The sequence below is a fragment of the Flavobacterium sharifuzzamanii genome, from assembly GCF_003254585.1.
In the GTDB taxonomy this organism is placed as follows: domain Bacteria; phylum Bacteroidota; class Bacteroidia; order Flavobacteriales; family Flavobacteriaceae; genus Flavobacterium; species Flavobacterium sharifuzzamanii.
In genome coordinates, this window is record NZ_QJGZ01000039.1 from 452,368 (window position 1) to 469,458 (window position 17,091).

Sequence of the window (17,091 nt, forward strand, 5' to 3'; positions counted from 1 at the left end):
TTGTACACTAATATACAAGATTATTTGTGTTTTGAACTCTGTACCAAATCATCTACGGAAACAGAACGGCTAATATGCCCGAAGAGAATTTCAAGATTTTCTGCACGCAGGCTGTCTCTAACATCAGAACGGGCTTCGGCAATTTTTAGGGTAATATTTTTTGCCTGCAAATCAATAAACAAATTCTTTAAGAAACGAGCGCCTGCAATATCCACTCGCGGTGACGAATTGAGATCTAATATTACTGTTTTTAAAGAACTTTGCTCGCTGTAGATTTTTTCTAAAATTCGTTCTTTAATATATTCCGCATTAAAATAAAATATAGAAGATTCTACTCTAACAATCAATATATGCTCTATTTCCTCGTTATCGGGATGTCTTTTCAGGTCTGTGTAAATTTTCGTTCCTGGAATCCTTCCTAAAAAAGCCACATGCGGTTTTGATGCCGCTTTTAATAATAGCAATAAAGTTACAAGAGTTGCAAGCAAAACCCCCGCGAGAATTCCCCAAATCAATACTCCTGCAAGCGCAATCATCACAACAGCAAATTCTTGTTTGTTTATTTTATAAAGATGTCTCATTTCTTTCCAGTCAAAAAGCCCTCTTATGGCTACTAAAACAATAGCGGCCAGAATTACGGTCGGCAGATTTTGAAGATATCCAGTCAAAAACAAGAGACAGCAAGCAATTGTACCCGAAGCAAACAAAAGAGATAATGGTGTTTTGGCACCTGCCGCATCATTTACGGCTGATTGCGACAAACCACCCGCAACAGGATAGCCGTGTCCGAGTGAAACGGCAGCATTAGCGACTCCAAGTGCCAGAAGTTCCTGGCGCGGATCAATAACATATCCGTTTTTTTGTGCTAATGTTCTCCCAGCTGAAACGCTCTCAATATAAGACAATAGGAAACAAGCCATTGCAAGAGGCAAAACTCCCTCGACATCTCGAATTCGCAAAGAAGGCAAATGAAATTCAGGAAGTCCTGTGGGAATAATTCCAACTGTATTAAATTCTGCGTATTTTAAAGATGTAGTCGAAATAAGGATAATAGATAAAATGACAATCAATATTGCTACTGGAAACTGCGGAGCCACTTTTTCTCCTATTATTAATATTAGAATTGCAATTATTCCGAAAATAAAAATAGCCGTATTCATTTCTGGAATTTGATAAAAAAGAATGGTAATTCGTTCAAGGAAATTATCACCTCCACCTTTAACTCCAAATAATTTAGGCAATTGAGTTAAACCAATAGTAATGGCTGCTCCCGCTTTGAACCCAACCAAAACGGTTTCGCTGATAAAATTTATAATCCCACTTAATCTTAGCAGATAAGCAACAATTGCCATTCCGGCAAATACTAATGCCGTAAGTGAAGCAATTTCTGACCAGCGCTGTAAGTCGCCATTTGACATACCAGCTATAGTTGTGCCTACTAATAAAGAAATGGCAGATGTCGGCCCAATTGCAAGTTGCTTACTAGAACCTAACAAAGCATAAAATATTCCGCCAATGAGGTATCCGTAAATTCCGTATTGAGGTGGCAAACCTGCAAGTGTTGCATAGGCGAGAGAAACAGGAATTCCGTAAGCAGCAAGAGTTACCCCTGCAATAAAATCTCTTTTGAGATTCTGTTTTTCATAATTTTTAATCCAGTCTAGTGAGGGTAAAAGTTTTGAAATCATATTGAAAAAAGGTTAAGGTAGTAAGTAATTCACAATTATAAATCAATCTTTATAGTTGCAAAAGGTTACTCTTTCTCTTCTAACAATGCTTTTTTAACCTCATGTAATTCTGCTATTTTCTCTGGACTTACTTTAGGATACTCTAAATCCATTTCGTCTAAAGCATGAATGATTGCAGAAGCAATCGCAATTCGAGCATAAGACTTATCATCGGCCGGAATGACATACCAAGGCGATTTTTTGGTAGAGGTGTTTTTAATTAATTCTTCATACGCATGCATATAATCGTCCCAATAACCCCTCTCTTTGGCATCGGCAGCGCTGAATTTCCAATTTTTATCAGGATTGTCGACCCTTTCAATAAATCTTCTCTTTTGTTCATCTTTAGAAACATTTAGAAAAAACTTAATGACAACAGTCCCGTTTCTGTTTAGATATCTTTCAAAGTTTCGAATATCTTCAAAACGATTATCCCAAATATCTTTGGTTATCAATTTCTCAGGAAGTTTTTGCCCTCTCAATATTTGCTCATGAACGCGAACCACCAATACTTCCTCATAATAAGAGCGGTTAAAAATTCCTATTCTTCCTCTTTCGGGAAGATGTTTTTGACAACGCCATAAATAATCATGATCTAACTCTTCTGAACTTGGTCCTTTAAAAGAAGAAACTTGGCAACCCTGCGGATTTATACCCGACATGACATGTTTAATTGCGCCATCTTTTCCAGCTGCATCCATTGCTTGAAAAATAATAAGAACCGACCATTTATCTTGTGCGTACAAAATATCCTGCATGGCAGCGAGAGCCTTGACTCCCATTTTTAATGTTTTTTGAACCGAGACTTTTTCCGCTTCACCAGAATAAGATGTTGGTTTGTCCTTTAATGTGAAGTTCTTATCGTCTCCAACACAGTATTGCTCAGAAAATTTTTTTGCTCGATGTAATAATTCCTTTTTATTTAATTTTTTTAAATCATTATCATCCTCTCCATCCTTTTTATGCTTTTTCTTGTTATTTTTTGACATGATTACATAAGTTTTTTAAATTATTATTTCTTCTTCATTGAATAATTTATTCTTACAAAATTGCAGTTTATCGGCATTAAATGGCATTTCATCCGACTTTACATTATAAATTGATATACAGACAGATAAAATTTTAACTAAAATTAACAAAATTCGTACAATATTTAATCATCTAACCAAAAAAACGCTAACTTAGCTATTGCACTTTATTGGTTTTTAGTCAGTTGTATTTAATGAATTTTATCTAAAGAATTTAACAATGAACAAAATCTATTCTTCAGCAATTTTATTATGTTTCTTATTCTTTTCCTGCAAAAAAGAAACCCCGCCAGCGCCCAAACCTTTAGAAATTTCAGTTACTTCAGTTTTACAGCAAGATGTAGATTTAGAATCTGAATATACGGGGCAGACTTTTGGTCAATCTGATATACAAATTAACCCCCGAGTTGATGGTATTATCGAAAGTATGAATTTTAAAGAAGGAAGTTTTGTCAAGAAAGGACAGGTTCTTTATACAATTGACCCTTTACCATACAGAGCCAAACTTAACGAAGCTCAGGGTGTTGCTGCAGAATCGCAGGCGAGATTATCTAAAACCAAATCAGATTTGGACATGATTACTCCATTAGCTAAAATGAATGCTGTCAGCCAACGAGAATTAGTTTCTGCAAAAGCTGCATACAACGCTTCTTTAGCCCAAATAAAAGCTTCAGACGCTTCGGTTCAAAATGCTCAAATAGAATTGGGCTATTGTCAAATTTTAGCGCCAATTTCAGGATTAATCGGTATTTCTAAAGTCCGCGTTGGTGATTATGTAAGACCTGGCGCCATGTCTATTCTAAATACCATTTCTGATCTGGGTGATGTAAGAGTACGGTTTACGATTAGCGAACAAGAATTTCTGCGCCTTTTTAGAGAGTTTAGCAAACCAAATTCTGCTTTAAAAGGCTCTGGCGCTACTGTAACTATAAAACTATCTGACGGTTCTATCTATCCAGAAAAAGGAAAAGTAAGTTTTGCCGACAGACAAATCGATCCGTCTACGGGAGCAATCACATTTGAAGCAACATTTCCTAATCCTGACAAATTACTCCGTCCAGGTCAATATGTAAAAGTTGCATTGCTTACAGATATTCGCAAGGATGCAATTGTGATTCCCCAACGCGCCGTTATCGAAGTTCAAGGAATCTATCAAGTCTATGTAGTAGGCAATGATAACAAAGTGCAAATGCAGATTGTAAAACCAGGCCCTTCTGTTAAAAACGGCTATATTATTGAAGAAGGATTAAAACCTGGTGACAAGATAGCCATGGGAGGTACTTCGCTATTGAAAAACGGAAGTGTCATTACCCCTAAAATCGTTCAATGGCAATTGGGCGATCCAGAAACTGTAGCTGCAAAGTAATCTAAATCACGTACTATTATGGGAGAATTTTTCGTCCGAAGACCGATTGTTGCCATTGTAATTAGTATTATTATTGTGATACTTGGATTGCTGGCATTACAAAAAACACCTATTTCGCAATATCCGGATATTAATCCGCCTGTTGTAAAAATTACTACTTCTTTTACTGGAGCAAACGCGCTGAATGTTGAACAAGCAGTTGCCACTCCGATCGAGCAAAAGGTAAACGGTGTTGAAAATATGTTGTACATGAAATCGATCAATACTTCTGATGGTGCTTGTACCATTGAGGTAACTTTCGACGTAGGAACAAATCTCGACAACGCCAATATGCTTACCCAAAACAGACAAAACCAGTCTGCTCCCTTTATGCCGTCGAGTGTAAAACAACAGGGGGTCGTGGTAAAAAAGTCGCTTTCGTTTCCGATGATGCTTTTTACGATCACATCTACCAATCCGAAATATGATGCTAAATTTTTAAATAACTATGCAAGTATCAATGTTGTTGATCAGCTAGCTCGTATCAAAGGAGTTGGGGAGGTTGCTCTTTTTGGAGGTAGTGATTACTCGATGCGTATTTGGTTGAAAGCCGACATGATGAGCAAACTTGGCATAACGGTTGAAGATGTCAAAAATGCATTGAACGCACAAAATATGATTAGTCCAGGAGGAAAATTTGGAGCTGAACCAGCACCTCCTAATACTGAATTTACATACGGTGTAACGCTTCAAGACCGATTGGTAACCGAAAAAGAATTTGGAAATATCGTAGTTCGAAGCAAAGAAGATGGAGCACAAGTTTTACTTGCCGATATTGCCCGAATCGAATTAGGAACTGAAAATTACAGCTCAACAGCCAGAAGAAATAGTTCACCTAGCGCCGTTGTTGCTTTATACCAAATGCCAGGAAGTAATGCTCTTGATGTAGCAGAAACTGCAAAAGCAACAATGAAACAATTGTCTGAAAGATTTCCTCAAGACATTGTATACCAAGAATCTTTAGATACCACACTTGCTATTACTGCGGGTGTCGATGATATTGTTCACACTCTTTTTGAAGCCATTATATTGGTTATTCTGGTGGTATTTATATTCCTGCAAAATTGGCGTGCCACTTTAATTCCGTTAATTACGGTTCCAGTTTCGCTGATAGGTACTATTGCAGTCTTCCCAATGTTGGGATTTTCAATCAATACCCTTTCGCTTTTAGGATTAGTATTGGCAATTGGTATTGTGGTCGATGATGCGATTGTGGTTGTAGAAGCAGTAATACATCATATCGAACATGGAAAAACTCCTAAAGAAGCAACTGTTCAGGCGATGAAAGAGGTTTCTGGACCCGTAATTGCCATTGCATTGATTCTATGTGCCGTTTTTATTCCGGTAGCTATGACTCCAGGAATTACAGGACGTTTTTATCAGCAATTTGCCATAACCATTGCCGTCTCGGTCGCCTTTTCGGCATTTAGTGCTTTGTCTTTGAGTCCGGCACTTTGTGCTATGCTGTTAAAACCAACAAAACCTCTCGATCAGCAAAAAGGATGGCTTGCTAAATTCTTTTCTTGGTTTAATAGAGTTTTCGAAAATGTTACAGGAAAATATATTGGCGGAGCAACATTTTTTGCCAAAAAAGCAATGCGTATCATTGTTTTACTGGCTGTTATTCTTGTTTCGATTGTTCTTTTAGGCAAAAAGATTCCTTTAGGTTTTATTCCTGAAGAAGATCAAGGATATGTTTTAGTAAATATTGCCTTGCCGCCTGCATCATCTTTACAGCGTACCGACGAAATATCTAAAAAAGTAGACAGTTTCCTTAAAGAAGAAAAATCGATTCTGTCTTATACCACAATAAACGGATTTAGTATGCTTACAAACTCTTATCAGCCAAATAACGCTTTCATCTTTATTTCTCTAAAACCTTGGGAAGAAAGAGCAGAAACGGCCAAACAGTTTGTAGACCGATTCAATAAAAAACTGGCCACTCAAATTACAACTGCTACTTGTTTTTCATTTGGTCCGCCCGCCATTCAAGGTTTAGGTGCTTCTGCTGGATTTAGTTTAATGCTGCAAGACCGTGGAGGAAATACGCCTCAATACTTAGCAGAGCAAACACAGAAATTTATTGCCGCAGCACAGCAGCGTCCTGAAATAAAACGAATTTACACCACTTTTAATGCTGGTACTCCACAAATTAAGCTGGATATTGACAACGACAAAGCAATGAAATTAGGAATACCTGTTTCTAAGGTCACTGAAGCGCTTGGAGCATTTTTGGGAGGAAGTTATGTAAATGACTTTAACCGTTTCGGACGTCAATATAAAGTGTATGTGCAAGGCGAAGCTTTTAATCGTGTAAAACCAGAAGATTTAAACATGATTTATGTCAAAAATAATAAAGGCGATATGCTTCCGGTTTCGACATTGGTTACAGCAACCAAAGTATCTGGTCCTGATTTTACGAATCGTTTAAACTTATTCCGATCTGCCGAAATTGGAGGAAGCCCAAATGATGGTTACAGTAGTGCTCAGGCTTTGACTGCATTGGAGGAAGTTGCCAAAGAGACTTTGCCTGCAGACATGAGCTACGATTACATCAACTTATCGTATCAGGAAAAACATTCGCCTGGAGGATCTTCTGTATTTATTATGGCATTGGTTTTTGTGTTCTTAATCCTAGCTGCACAATACGAAAGCTGGAAACTGCCATTTAGTGTACTTCTTGGAGCGCCTTTTGCAGTATTTGGAGCGTTTTTAGGACTTCTTTTGGCAAGATTTGGAAGTGACGCTTATGTCAACAACGTTTTTGCTCAAATCGGACTCGTTTTACTTATTGGATTAGTAGCGAAAAATGCCATTCTTATCGTTGAATTTGCTAAAGAAGAATATGAAAAAGGGAAACCTCTTTACGAATCGGCAATGTATGCGGCAAGACTTCGTTTTCGACCAATCCTTATGACTGCTTTTGCTTTTATCCTTGGAGTTGTTCCATTATTGACTGCTACGGGTGCAGGTTCACAAGCCCGTATTGTAATGGGAATGGCTGTATTTAGCGGTATGTTAATCGCCACCGTTTTGGGTGTATTAATTGTACCAGGTCTATTTGTTATGATTGAAAAAATTGGTCACAAGAAAGAAGAAACAATCGTAGCTGGAGAAAACAATGTAGAATCAAATACTACAGACCATGAGTAAGAAATATAAAATAATCGTTATTGTATTGGTTCTTTCCTTATTTCCGGCAGGATGTATGGTTGGACCAAAATATAAAAAACCTGAGCAGTTAAAATCAGATTCTTACAGAAACGAAAGAAATTTAGACAGTCTCGCTTCGGTAACCAATTTAAAATGGTTTGATTTGTTTAATGATGATGTTTTAAAAGGTCTTATTCAAAAAGGTCTTGAGAATAATTACGATTTAAAAATTGCAGTTTCAAGAATTGAACAGTTTCGTGCTGAATTAGGGTATTCCAAAGCCGATTTATTTCCGGCTTTTCAATATGGAGCTACTATAAACAGCAACAAGAAATACATTACTCCATCAACCGCTGGTGCAAGTATGTCTTGGGAACTTGATTTCTGGGGGAAATTTCGCCATGAAAACAATGCTGTCAAAGATGAACTTCTCGCTACAGAAGAAGCTCGTAAAGTAATATTGTCTGATATCGTTGCCAATATTGCAATAGCGTATTTTCAGATGCGAAATTTTGATGATCAGCTGGAAATAACCAAGCATACTCTTGAAACAAGAGAGAAGTACTATCAAATCATAAGTGAGAGATTTGAAAAAGGATACATCTCAGAAGTTGACAAAGTACAGATTGAACAGCAGGTCGCCATTGCCGAAGCAGCAATTCCTAACATTGAAAGACAAATAACCTATCAAGAAAATGCCATTGCGTTGCTTACAGGTCAGCTACCTACTGAAATTCCGAGAGGAAAAAGCAATACCGAGTTGCAAATCGTCAGTAAAATTCCATTATCAATTCCGTCTGCCTTATTAGAAAACAGACCAGATGTAAAAGCGGCCGAATTAAGATATGCTGCTGCCAACGAAAGAATTGGCGTAGCTCAAGCAATGCGTTTTCCTTCTATCAATCTAGCAGCAATTGCTGGATTTGCCAGTGCCGATTTGAGTAATCTGTTTCTAGGAAGCTCATATATGCAAAATGCTTCTGGCGGAATTGCAGGACCAATATTTGCATTCGGAAAAAACAAAAGAAGAGTTGAAATAAACAGACAACAAGCAGAACAGTTCAAATTTCTTTATCAACAAAAATATATTGATGCTGTCTCTGAAGTAGAACAGTCTATACAAAACGTTAGAACTTATCAAGAAGAATGGAAAGCCCGTAATAGACAAGTGCAAGCTGCTTTAATAAACTACAAACTATCTCATGAAAGATATGATAGCGGTTACGTTTCTTACCTAGAAGTTTTAGATGTAGAAACTAATCTTTTTAATGCTCAATTAAGCTTGGCACAATTATCAGAAAGACAATTGAGCTCAATGGTTGAATTGTACAAAGCACTTGGCGGGGGATGGAATCTTTAAGAAAAGATTCTGAGTTGCTAAGATTCTAAGGTACTAAGGTTTCAAAAATTGTATAAATAACAAAAGCACTATTTTCATAGTGCTTTTGTTTTTATGTTTTGTGCCTATGCTACTTTGTGTCTAAAACCTTAGAACCTCAGTAGCTCAGAACCTTAGTCCCTTAAATTAGCAGAACTCGTTAAACGCATCCTGTAAATTCTCAGCAATTAATTCAGCCGGACGTCCCTCGATGTGGTGACGCTCTAACATGTGAACCAATTCTCCGTTTTTAAACAAAGCCATAGATGGCGAAGATGGAGGGAATGGGAACATGTGTTGTCTTGCAGCATCAACAGCTTCTTTGTCAACACCTGCAAAAACAGTAATTAAATGATCTGGTTTTTTAGCATTATCTAAACTCATTTTTGCTCCCGGACGTGCATTTCTTGCAGCGCACCCGCAAACAGAGTTCACAACAACTAAAGTGGTACCTTCAGCTTTGATAGCATTCTCAACAGCTTCAGCACTATGTAAGTCTTGAAAACCTGCAGCTGTTAATTCAGCTTCCATTGGTTTTACCATGTCTAGTGGATACATATTTTTGTCTTTTAAAATTTTACTTTTGAACTGCAAAGTTACAAAGTTTACTCGCAACTAGTTACTTTCAAGTATAAAGTTTTGTTATAGTTCGATATCAAATTTTAAATCACGTATTTTAAAAATACTTAAACCGCTTCCGCTTTAATATTTTTATGCGGAAATTGATAATTATATTGCTTCAAATGCCTATTTCTGCCTCTCATTTTATGTCTTGTTGCTAAAACTGTTGATTTATCCTGCTCAGAAATTTCAATAGTTGAGAGATAATTGCTGACATACTTTTTAAGAACTTCTATATTATCAACGGTAATAGAATAAATTGTTTTTTTTCCTTCATATTTTACATCAACCAGACTAGCTTTTTTCAGTTCTAAAAGATGCTTGGATATTGTAGACTGTGCCAGTGGAATTAATCCGACTATTTCGCCGCAAGTTCTATTATCTCTTTTCCACAGAAGTGTCATAATCTGGATTCGTGTAGGATGTCCAAGAGCTTTGCAGATTTTTCCTATTGCTTCTGTTTCTATATCAAAATTCAATTCTTTTGTGATTCCCATAACCTGTAAATTCATTCATTATCGCAAAAAGCCGATGTTGTTTTGGATCACAAATTTAGACAGAGAACATTCTTACAAAAGCCTCAAAAAGTTATTAAAGCAAAAGAATAAGGTATTTTTAGTTTAAGAACATATTGCTTTTAAAAAATAGATTTTGCTGATTATTGTTTCGCAAACTTCTTCTGGTAAGGGTAAGTCTCATAAATCGTATTGTCTTCATTAATTGAAAACCCTTTAGCAGCGTCTTCTCTTGCAATGCCAACCAATGCAACAACTTCTTCTCTTGGCTTTCCTTGTTTCAGCCAACAAATTGCTTTATAATACTTCGCGTCTGAAAATTCAGGATAGATTTTCAACGCCTTATCAAAAATAGCAATCGCTTCATCCCATTTTTTTAGTTCATACTTGGCAATTCCTTGATAAAAATACGCCGTGGGATGCTCCAGCTGCTGCCTGTTTTTGTAAATATCATTCACATAATCATTCAAAAGCTTTTCTGCTTTTTCGTATTCATTTAACTGAAGATAGCATAACGCTTTATAAAAATTAAAAGAATGGTCCATAACATAGCTATTTCCATACAGTTTTATGGCTTCATCGAAGTCTATGATAGCCTCTTTATATTCGTGAGAAAAAATGCATTTCATAAAAGCGCGATACGACAACCAACGTTCTTTATTATAGAAGACGGCTTTATCTAGAAAAGGCATTCCAACTTCGTACTTTTTGCATTTAAAATAAGGCATTGCTTTCTGCTGCCATAAATAGGCAACAGTACTATCTTTTTTCAAACCTTGATCAAGACAATCTTGCCATTCAGTCATTTCAAAAATATAATTGTGTTTTTCGGCGCAATTGCTTAAAAATTCTTCCACAATAGCATCATGTGCCTTGTTTGTCGAAACTTGCCCAAACGATAAAAGAGTAAAAAATAAACTAAATAAAGTAATGTTTTTCAATGGTTACGTTTTTGAATTAAATTTATTTGAAAGAAAAATCACTCTAAATAACGCTTTAATAAACGGAATCTTTGGACACTTTAAAATAACTTTAACATCTTCAAAGAAACTCGTCTCTTCATCTAAGAATTTGAAAATCAATTCAGAATTTCCTTTTTTAAACAAAGAAGAAAAAATGGAAATTCCCAATTCGTTATTTCGATAGAGAATATCTAAAAGCAATAAATCGTAAAACCAAAACCTAGATTTTTTATGAAAGTCTTTCATTCTGAAATCTTTGTTTTGAATAAACTCAACTAAATCTGATGATTTTTTATCTGCATTTTTAAAAGTATAACCTGTACTTGCTTTTGTCCAGCCACCAGCCGTACCAATATTCAGGACACGTTTGGTGTTTTTCTTCCAAAAAGGATAACAAGTCATTGGAATACTTCCCTCCTCTTTTTCGAGAATTTTGTAGTTTTCTGTCCCTAGTTTTTTCAGATAAAGTTCAATTGCTTTTTCGTACTCTTCTTTCGGAAGCAATTTTTCCGAAAACAAAGTATATTCAACCAAAGCTTCTGTTTTTGAAGTTGGCAAAACATACATAAATCGCGTATTTCCTTTTTGTTCCACCGAAAAATCCATGAAAGTAACTTCTTCTGGATTGAAAACTTCCTCTTTCGTTTTTACAAACCAGCCCACAAAATGCTGTTGTAAAACGGGATATTTGTTTTGCCTTTCGGCGAAAGCCTTAGTATAAATGCTATTGAAAAGATGGTTACAAGTATATCGATTCTCTTCTGTTCCAACAAAAACGTGCGTTTCCAATTCGTTGATATCGGTTACTTTTTCATTTAAAAAAGTAATATTGGATTGTTTTGAAATGGTTTTGAAAACAAAATCATAAAAGTCTAAACCATTGATTTTATTGTATGAATAGGGTTTGAGATCCATATCACGTTTGAAATTCTCATTGGCAAATAAGGCTGAATCCCATTTTTTTGAAATAACCGAATTCCAAAAACTTTCTTCTTTCTCCCAAAAACACCAAGTTCTGTCATTGCTTCTCTTCGAATTCTTGTCGAGCAGTAAAATCGACTTGTCGGAAAATTTTCCAGACAAAACCATTTTATAAACCGTCATCAAAGATGCTAGTCCTGTTCCAGTAAAAATGTAGTCGAAATGTGGAATTTGAGAAGAGTTCATTTTCAAAAATAAGAAAATTTATTTTTCCAGATTTTCTAACAGCGCTTTAAAATCTTTTAGTGCCAAATAATTATTGTACTGGAAGATAATTTCATTCTTATCGTTCAATACACATAAAATAGGATATGCTATTTGGTTGTTTATCGTTCCAAGCTGTAACGCCAATTCATGGACACCAACATTATTCTCCGAAGGTTGAAATTTAAAAGTGTGATTATTAAATCTAATCTCTCGCTTTTCCTCTGCATTAAAATCAACGAAATAGAAATCGGAGTTTAGTTTTTCTATAATTCCTTGATCTTTAAAAGTTGTAGTTTTCATTCTTTGGCAAAACTGGCACCAATCGGTATGGATAAAAACAATGATTTTTCTTTTTTGAATTTGTTGTAAGCTGTCTATTTCTTCAAAAGTTCTGCTTTTTAATTGACAGAATCCTGTTGAAGTTATTCCTAAGATGTAAATAAGTAGAACTAGCTTTTTCATTTTTTTGTTTTTTTTTGCCACAGATTAAAAGGATTAGAAAGGATTTTTTCACTTAGCTCAGTCTGACAGAGAAAACAATCTTTCTAAAAAATTTTAAACACATAGAAACAAAGATTTTTTTGCTTTTAAAGAGTCCAAAAGAAGCTAGCTTCCACACATAGCTATGTGAATTGATGCAAGTGAAACGCCTTTTTACACAAAGTTACACTATGTTTCTATGTGTTTAAAAAAATCACCTAAAAGTATATCGTAATCCCAAAAATCCACGAATAGTTTGGTTCTGCCCATAAACATAAGTCGTATCAAATGTCAATCCGTATGGATTGTCAGGCGTTACCAATACTTTTCCGGCTGAATCGTATTGCACATTTTTGTCGAAAGGATCGTCTGTTCTAGAAATCAAAAACGGATTATTTTGCATCGGTGTAAAGTTCAGCAGATTTTTGATTCCGCCATAAACTTCAAAATCTTTCCATCCTGAATAAGTAAACTGAATATTCTGAATACTGTACCAAGGCGAATTTGGACTTCTCGGATCAGTTTCGCTCAGCAAAGGCAATTTCATCGGACTATAAACATTTCCTGTATAATCCATCGATAAATTCCAAGGCTGAATTTTGTATGAAACACTCCATGTTGCAGTGAAATTCTCAGTCAAAAAAGGTCTTTCAGAAGTTCCGTTTTCCACATTTTTATTATCCAAAACTGTTGCTCCGACAATAAACTTTAATCCCGACGGAAAATTAAGATCGATATTCGTACTAATTCCTTGACTTAAAGCGTAACCGTCAATATTATCGTAGATAATTTCGTTTGGATTGGTCTCATAATCTGAAATGATTTTATTGCTGAATCTTGTGTAAAAAGCAGTTGTTTCAATTCCCATAAAGGTTCCGTTTCCAAAGTTGATTTTCTGAATATAATTCAAATTGACATTTATAGATTGTTCGGGTTTTAAATCATTTTTAATAATAACATCTCTAGAACCTGTTAAAGCTGCATGATCTTCGGTAAACAAATTCACAACACGAAACCCTGTTCCAGCATTTAATCTAAAAATGGTGTTTTCATTAGCCTTAAATCTATAAGCAAATCGCGGCGTAAAAATAGATCCGTGAATAGAATTGTAATCATATCGCATTCCTAGCAAAACCTGACTTTTTGGAGAAAATGTAATTTCATCTTGAACAAAAATTCCAGGAAGCCAAGTGTTTTCAGCTTCTTTGGTTGCAGTCGTATTGTCATCATAATATGTATATCGGCTTGCAATTCCTGCCAGTAAATCGTTTCGTCCGATTTTTTTATCCCAAGTCAGCTGCAGAAATCCAATTTTCTGATTAGCGATATAAGATGTTGTTCCATAACGGCTGTCTTGATAATGGACGTTTCCAGAGAACGAAAGCATCAGTTTTTCTTCAAACGGCAATTGATAACTTCCAATTAATTCGGCTCTTTTAGTGTAAATGCTTTCGCCGTAGATTTCATCTCCACCACGGTATTTCTTGTCCCAACGAATGTCTCCGCCCCAGCGATCTTCATACATTCCGCGTACAGCAATGGTAAAAAGACGATTTTGATTTCGCTGAAAACTCCATTTATTAAAAACCGAAATGCGTTCAGAAAGTGTTACATCGGTAAAATTGTCTTTGTCTTTATCAATAACCTGATCGTAATTGAAGTAATTAACACCAATGAGAGAAATTGCTTTTTTCCCAGCATTAAACTTCATTCCCAAATCAAGATTACTTTCAAAATAAGAAGTCGTAAAATAATCGGCAGAAAAAACAGGTGCGTTGGTCGGGTTTTTGGTAATGATATTAATCAAACCTCCAACCGCTTCACTACCGTAAAGAGACGAAGCTGGACCTTTTACAATCTCAATTCGTTCTACCAAAGAATTCGGAATTCCAGACAAACCATAAACCGTAGAAAGACTGCTCACAATTGGCATTCCGTCAATCATTACTAAAGTGTACGGGCCTTCCAATCCGTTTATATGAATATCTCCTGTATTACAGACTCCACAATTCAATTGCGGACGAACGCCATTTATATTCTGAAGTGCATCGTAAATACTAGGAGTTGGGTTTTTCTTGAAGAAAACTGGCGAATAAACCTCAACGGGAACAGCGCTTTCTAATCGTTTTACAGGTTTTAAAGTTCCCGAAACAACCACTTCATTCAATTCATTTTGATCTTCCTCCAATTCAAAATCTAAATTCAAGTTTTCATTTTCTAAAAGTGAAATTCTTTGCGATATAGGTTTAAATCCTGCTGAGGTTACGTTTATTTTATAAGTTCCTTTTGGGATATTTTCTAATTTATAAAATCCCAAAGAATCGATTTGTGTTCTAAAGTTTGTGTTTAACACACGAATGGTAATTTCTTGATCAATAGGAAGGATACTTGTTACTTTTCCAGTAATATTTTGAGAAAAAATGCTTTTCGTTGAAATTATCAATATTGCCAAAAATAAATATTTCATTATTATAAAATTAAATTTAGACAAAACTAAAAATTAAATTTGACAAACAATTATTTGGAAATATTTTTTTTAAAACATTTCTATTTCAATCCGTTAAAAATGTTTATTCCTTTTGAAAAGAGAAATAGAAAAAGCTAGCTTTCACACAAAGCTATATGCTAAAATTTCAATAGCGTCTAGCTTTAGCTGGATGAAACATAAAAAACACGAAAAAGGCTTTAGCCAAACCTATAATTTTTGGCTAAAGCCTTTTCTAATTCAAATCCTTATTCCCCTAGCTAAAGCTAGGGGCTATGCAACTGTTTCTATTAAACCCGACAGGTTTTAAAAACCTTTCGGGTTTAAAGCATCAAAAATTCTCATCGATAAGTTCTTTATTAATTACTGCTCCAGCGAAAGAACCTGTAGAAACTGCAATTGCTACAGATCGCATTTGAGTGGTGCAATCTCCGCTAGCAAAAACTCCAGCGATATTTGTTTTCTGCATGGCATCTACTTTCAGCAAACCTTGTTCGCTAATATCACATCCCAAAATTTCAGGTATTGGACAATGCTGTTCAAAAGGTGGTTTGGCATAAATCGCTTTTACCTCAACTTTTTCTCCATTCTTAAAAATGATGCTTTTAATATAACCTTCCTTATGCTCAAAAGAATCTATTTCTTGTTCAAAAATCTGAATTCCATTCTTTTTGAGTATTTCAGTTTGTTCTGAAGTCAATTCCAATTTTCCGTTGGTACACAATCTTAAGTCTTTTGTCCAATTGGAAATTAGTTTGGCATATTCAAATCCCATTTCTCCATTGGCAATAATTGCGGTTTTTTCGTTTTTAACTTCATAACCATGACAATACGTACAATGCAAAACCGAAATTCCCCAACACGCAGCAAAGCCTTCAATTTCTGGCAGTAAATCTTTAACTCCTGTTGCAAACAGAACTTTTCTTGCTGTAAAGATTTCTCCTGATTCCGTTTCAATTTCGAAACCATTTTCTGTTTTAAGAGCTTTTACTGCAAGTCCCTTATAGAATTGAACTGTTTTATAAATGTCAACTTGCAATTTGGCTTTCGCCGAAATAGCTGCTGGTTTTTCACCATCTTGTGTAAGGAAATTATGAGAATGAGGTGTTTGTCTGTTGCAAGGCAAACCGCTGTCGATAACCAAAACCTGACGCAAAGAACGCCCTAAACTCATTGCAGCAGATAATCCGCTGTAACTGCCGCCAATGATAATCACTTCAAAATGCTTCTGTTCCATATTTCTATTTTTAATGATTTTGTTTTCTGTGTAATTTATAATTGATTAAATGCCCGATGATCATTCCGAATCCTCCGAAATAAATCAGATCAAGATGAATGTCTAATAAAAGTTCAGTCAAAACACTAATCCAAATAAGAGCCATTGAAACAACCAAAATGGACGATACCAAAAGAGATGATTTTTTTATAATTTTGAGAATTGCAAATAAACCTATCGAAGCAAATAGTAAATCTATAATTGGGTTGTGACTCAGCCCTAAAGGTAGAATCGTTAAAAGAGGAAAAATCAAACAATGAACCAAACAGATGGTTGCGCTTGAAATTCCTAAAATATCATAAAAAGATGTGCTTATTTTCTTCATTTCGTGTACATTTGCTTAATGCAATTTTGTTGCAAATATATACAATTTTATCAATTGCAACATTGTTGCGTTTAATTTTTAACTTCACAAAAAATGAAAGCTACACGTAATACCGCAGCAAAAACGGCTGTTTTAGAGGTATTTGAAAAATCTAAAACGGCTCTTTCGCACACTGAAATTCACAAACAATTAAATGATTTGTGCGATCGCGTTACCATTTACAGAATTTTGGACCGTTTGATTAATGAAGATGTAATTCATAAAATCTCGAATCTAGACGGAACGGTAAAGTATGCCAAATGCAATCATGCGCATCAGCGCGTGCACATTCATAATCATGCGCATTTTAGCTGTGAGAATTGTCATGAGATTACATGTCTAGAAAATGTAAAACCGAGTTACATTATGCCACACAATTATAAAGTGAATGAGATTAACTTTACACTGTCGGGATTGTGCCCGAATTGTTTAAATTCTAACATTTAACTTTTAGACTCGTCTAAAAATATTGTTTCGCGAATATAATTTTTCTCTATATTTGTGAAAAC

15 protein-coding genes are annotated in these 17,091 nt (G+C 35.3%); 5 read left to right on the top strand and 10 right to left on the bottom strand.

Going from position 1 to position 17,091, the window contains the following annotated elements; all coding sequences use genetic code 11:
• Positions 1–20: 20 nt before the first annotated feature.
• A complete protein-coding gene (locus DMA14_RS14755) occupies positions 21–1,688 on the bottom strand; it encodes a SulP family inorganic anion transporter (RefSeq protein ID WP_111425361.1) in 1,668 nt (555 codons plus the stop codon).
• 65 nt (positions 1,689–1,753) lie between these two features.
• Positions 1,754–2,716, bottom strand: coding sequence for a polyphosphate kinase 2 family protein (locus DMA14_RS14760; protein ID WP_111425362.1), 963 nt, complete (start codon positions 2,714–2,716; stop codon positions 1,754–1,756).
• A 259-nt stretch (positions 2,717–2,975) separates the two neighbouring features.
• Between DMA14_RS14760 and DMA14_RS14765 the strand changes: the two genes are divergently transcribed.
• From DMA14_RS14765 to DMA14_RS14775, 3 genes are read left to right on the top strand one after another with little or no spacing between them, the layout of a single operon-like run.
• The gene (locus DMA14_RS14765) at positions 2,976–4,121 is read left to right on the top strand and encodes an efflux RND transporter periplasmic adaptor subunit (protein WP_111425363.1); all 1,146 of its coding nucleotides are present in this window, start codon (positions 2,976–2,978) and stop codon (positions 4,119–4,121) included.
• Positions 4,122–4,139: 18 nt separating this feature from the next.
• Positions 4,140–7,313 (top strand): efflux RND transporter permease subunit, encoded by a 3,174-nt coding sequence (locus DMA14_RS14770; protein WP_111425364.1) that lies wholly within the window; start codon positions 4,140–4,142, stop codon positions 7,311–7,313.
• Positions 7,306–8,673, top strand: a complete 1,368-nt coding sequence (locus tag DMA14_RS14775; protein WP_111425365.1) for an efflux transporter outer membrane subunit — start codon at positions 7,306–7,308, stop codon at positions 8,671–8,673. The genes DMA14_RS14770 and DMA14_RS14775 overlap by 8 nt, the downstream gene beginning before the upstream one ends.
• Positions 8,674–8,838: 165 nt before the next feature.
• Here the strand turns inward: DMA14_RS14775 and DMA14_RS14780 are convergent, their stop codons facing one another.
• The 6 genes from DMA14_RS14780 to DMA14_RS14805 all read right to left on the bottom strand — a co-directional run bounded on the left by DMA14_RS14780 (position 8,839) and on the right by DMA14_RS14805 (position 14,924).
• Positions 8,839–9,249 carry a BrxA/BrxB family bacilliredoxin gene (locus DMA14_RS14780; RefSeq protein ID WP_111284876.1) on the bottom strand — a complete coding sequence of 137 codons (411 nt, stop codon included), beginning with the start codon at positions 9,247–9,249 and terminating at the stop codon, positions 8,839–8,841.
• A 128-nt stretch (positions 9,250–9,377) separates the two neighbouring features.
• The gene (locus DMA14_RS14785) at positions 9,378–9,824 is read right to left on the bottom strand and encodes an ArsR/SmtB family transcription factor (protein ID WP_111425366.1); all 447 of its coding nucleotides are present in this window, start codon (positions 9,822–9,824) and stop codon (positions 9,378–9,380) included.
• A 146-nt stretch (positions 9,825–9,970) separates the two neighbouring features.
• Positions 9,971–10,768 (bottom strand): tetratricopeptide repeat protein, encoded by a 798-nt coding sequence (locus DMA14_RS14790; protein ID WP_111425367.1) that lies wholly within the window; start codon positions 10,766–10,768, stop codon positions 9,971–9,973.
• A 3-nt stretch (positions 10,769–10,771) separates the two neighbouring features.
• The gene (locus DMA14_RS14795) at positions 10,772–11,956 is read right to left on the bottom strand and encodes a lycopene cyclase family protein (protein ID WP_111425368.1); all 1,185 of its coding nucleotides are present in this window, start codon (positions 11,954–11,956) and stop codon (positions 10,772–10,774) included.
• Positions 11,957–11,974: 18 nt separating this feature from the next.
• Entirely contained in the window at positions 11,975–12,439 is a 465-nt protein-coding gene (locus DMA14_RS14800) for a thioredoxin family protein (protein ID WP_111425454.1), read from the bottom strand.
• Positions 12,440–12,671: 232 nt separating this feature from the next.
• Complete coding sequence (locus DMA14_RS14805) at positions 12,672–14,924, bottom strand: TonB-dependent receptor (protein ID WP_111425369.1); 2,253 nt, start codon at positions 14,922–14,924, stop codon at positions 12,672–12,674.
• A gap of 112 nt (positions 14,925–15,036) precedes the next feature.
• Between DMA14_RS14805 and DMA14_RS14810 the strand changes: the two genes are divergently transcribed.
• Positions 15,037–15,252, top strand: coding sequence for a hypothetical protein (locus DMA14_RS14810; protein WP_111425370.1), 216 nt, complete (start codon positions 15,037–15,039; stop codon positions 15,250–15,252).
• A 21-nt stretch (positions 15,253–15,273) separates the two neighbouring features.
• On the opposite strand, the gene DMA14_RS14815 is transcribed toward DMA14_RS14810, so the two are convergent.
• Together DMA14_RS14815 and DMA14_RS14820 are read right to left on the bottom strand one after the other, a co-directional pair.
• Complete coding sequence (locus DMA14_RS14815; protein WP_111425371.1) at positions 15,274–16,179, bottom strand: NAD(P)/FAD-dependent oxidoreductase; 906 nt, start codon at positions 16,177–16,179, stop codon at positions 15,274–15,276.
• A gap of 10 nt (positions 16,180–16,189) precedes the next feature.
• Entirely contained in the window at positions 16,190–16,543 is a 354-nt protein-coding gene (locus DMA14_RS14820) for a MerC domain-containing protein (RefSeq protein WP_111425372.1), read from the bottom strand.
• A gap of 93 nt (positions 16,544–16,636) precedes the next feature.
• Between DMA14_RS14820 and DMA14_RS14825 the strand changes: the two genes are divergently transcribed.
• Positions 16,637–17,029: a Fur family transcriptional regulator gene (locus DMA14_RS14825; protein WP_111425373.1), complete on the top strand. Its 393-nt coding sequence runs from the start codon at positions 16,637–16,639 to the stop codon at positions 17,027–17,029.
• Positions 17,030–17,091 lie beyond the last annotated feature (62 nt).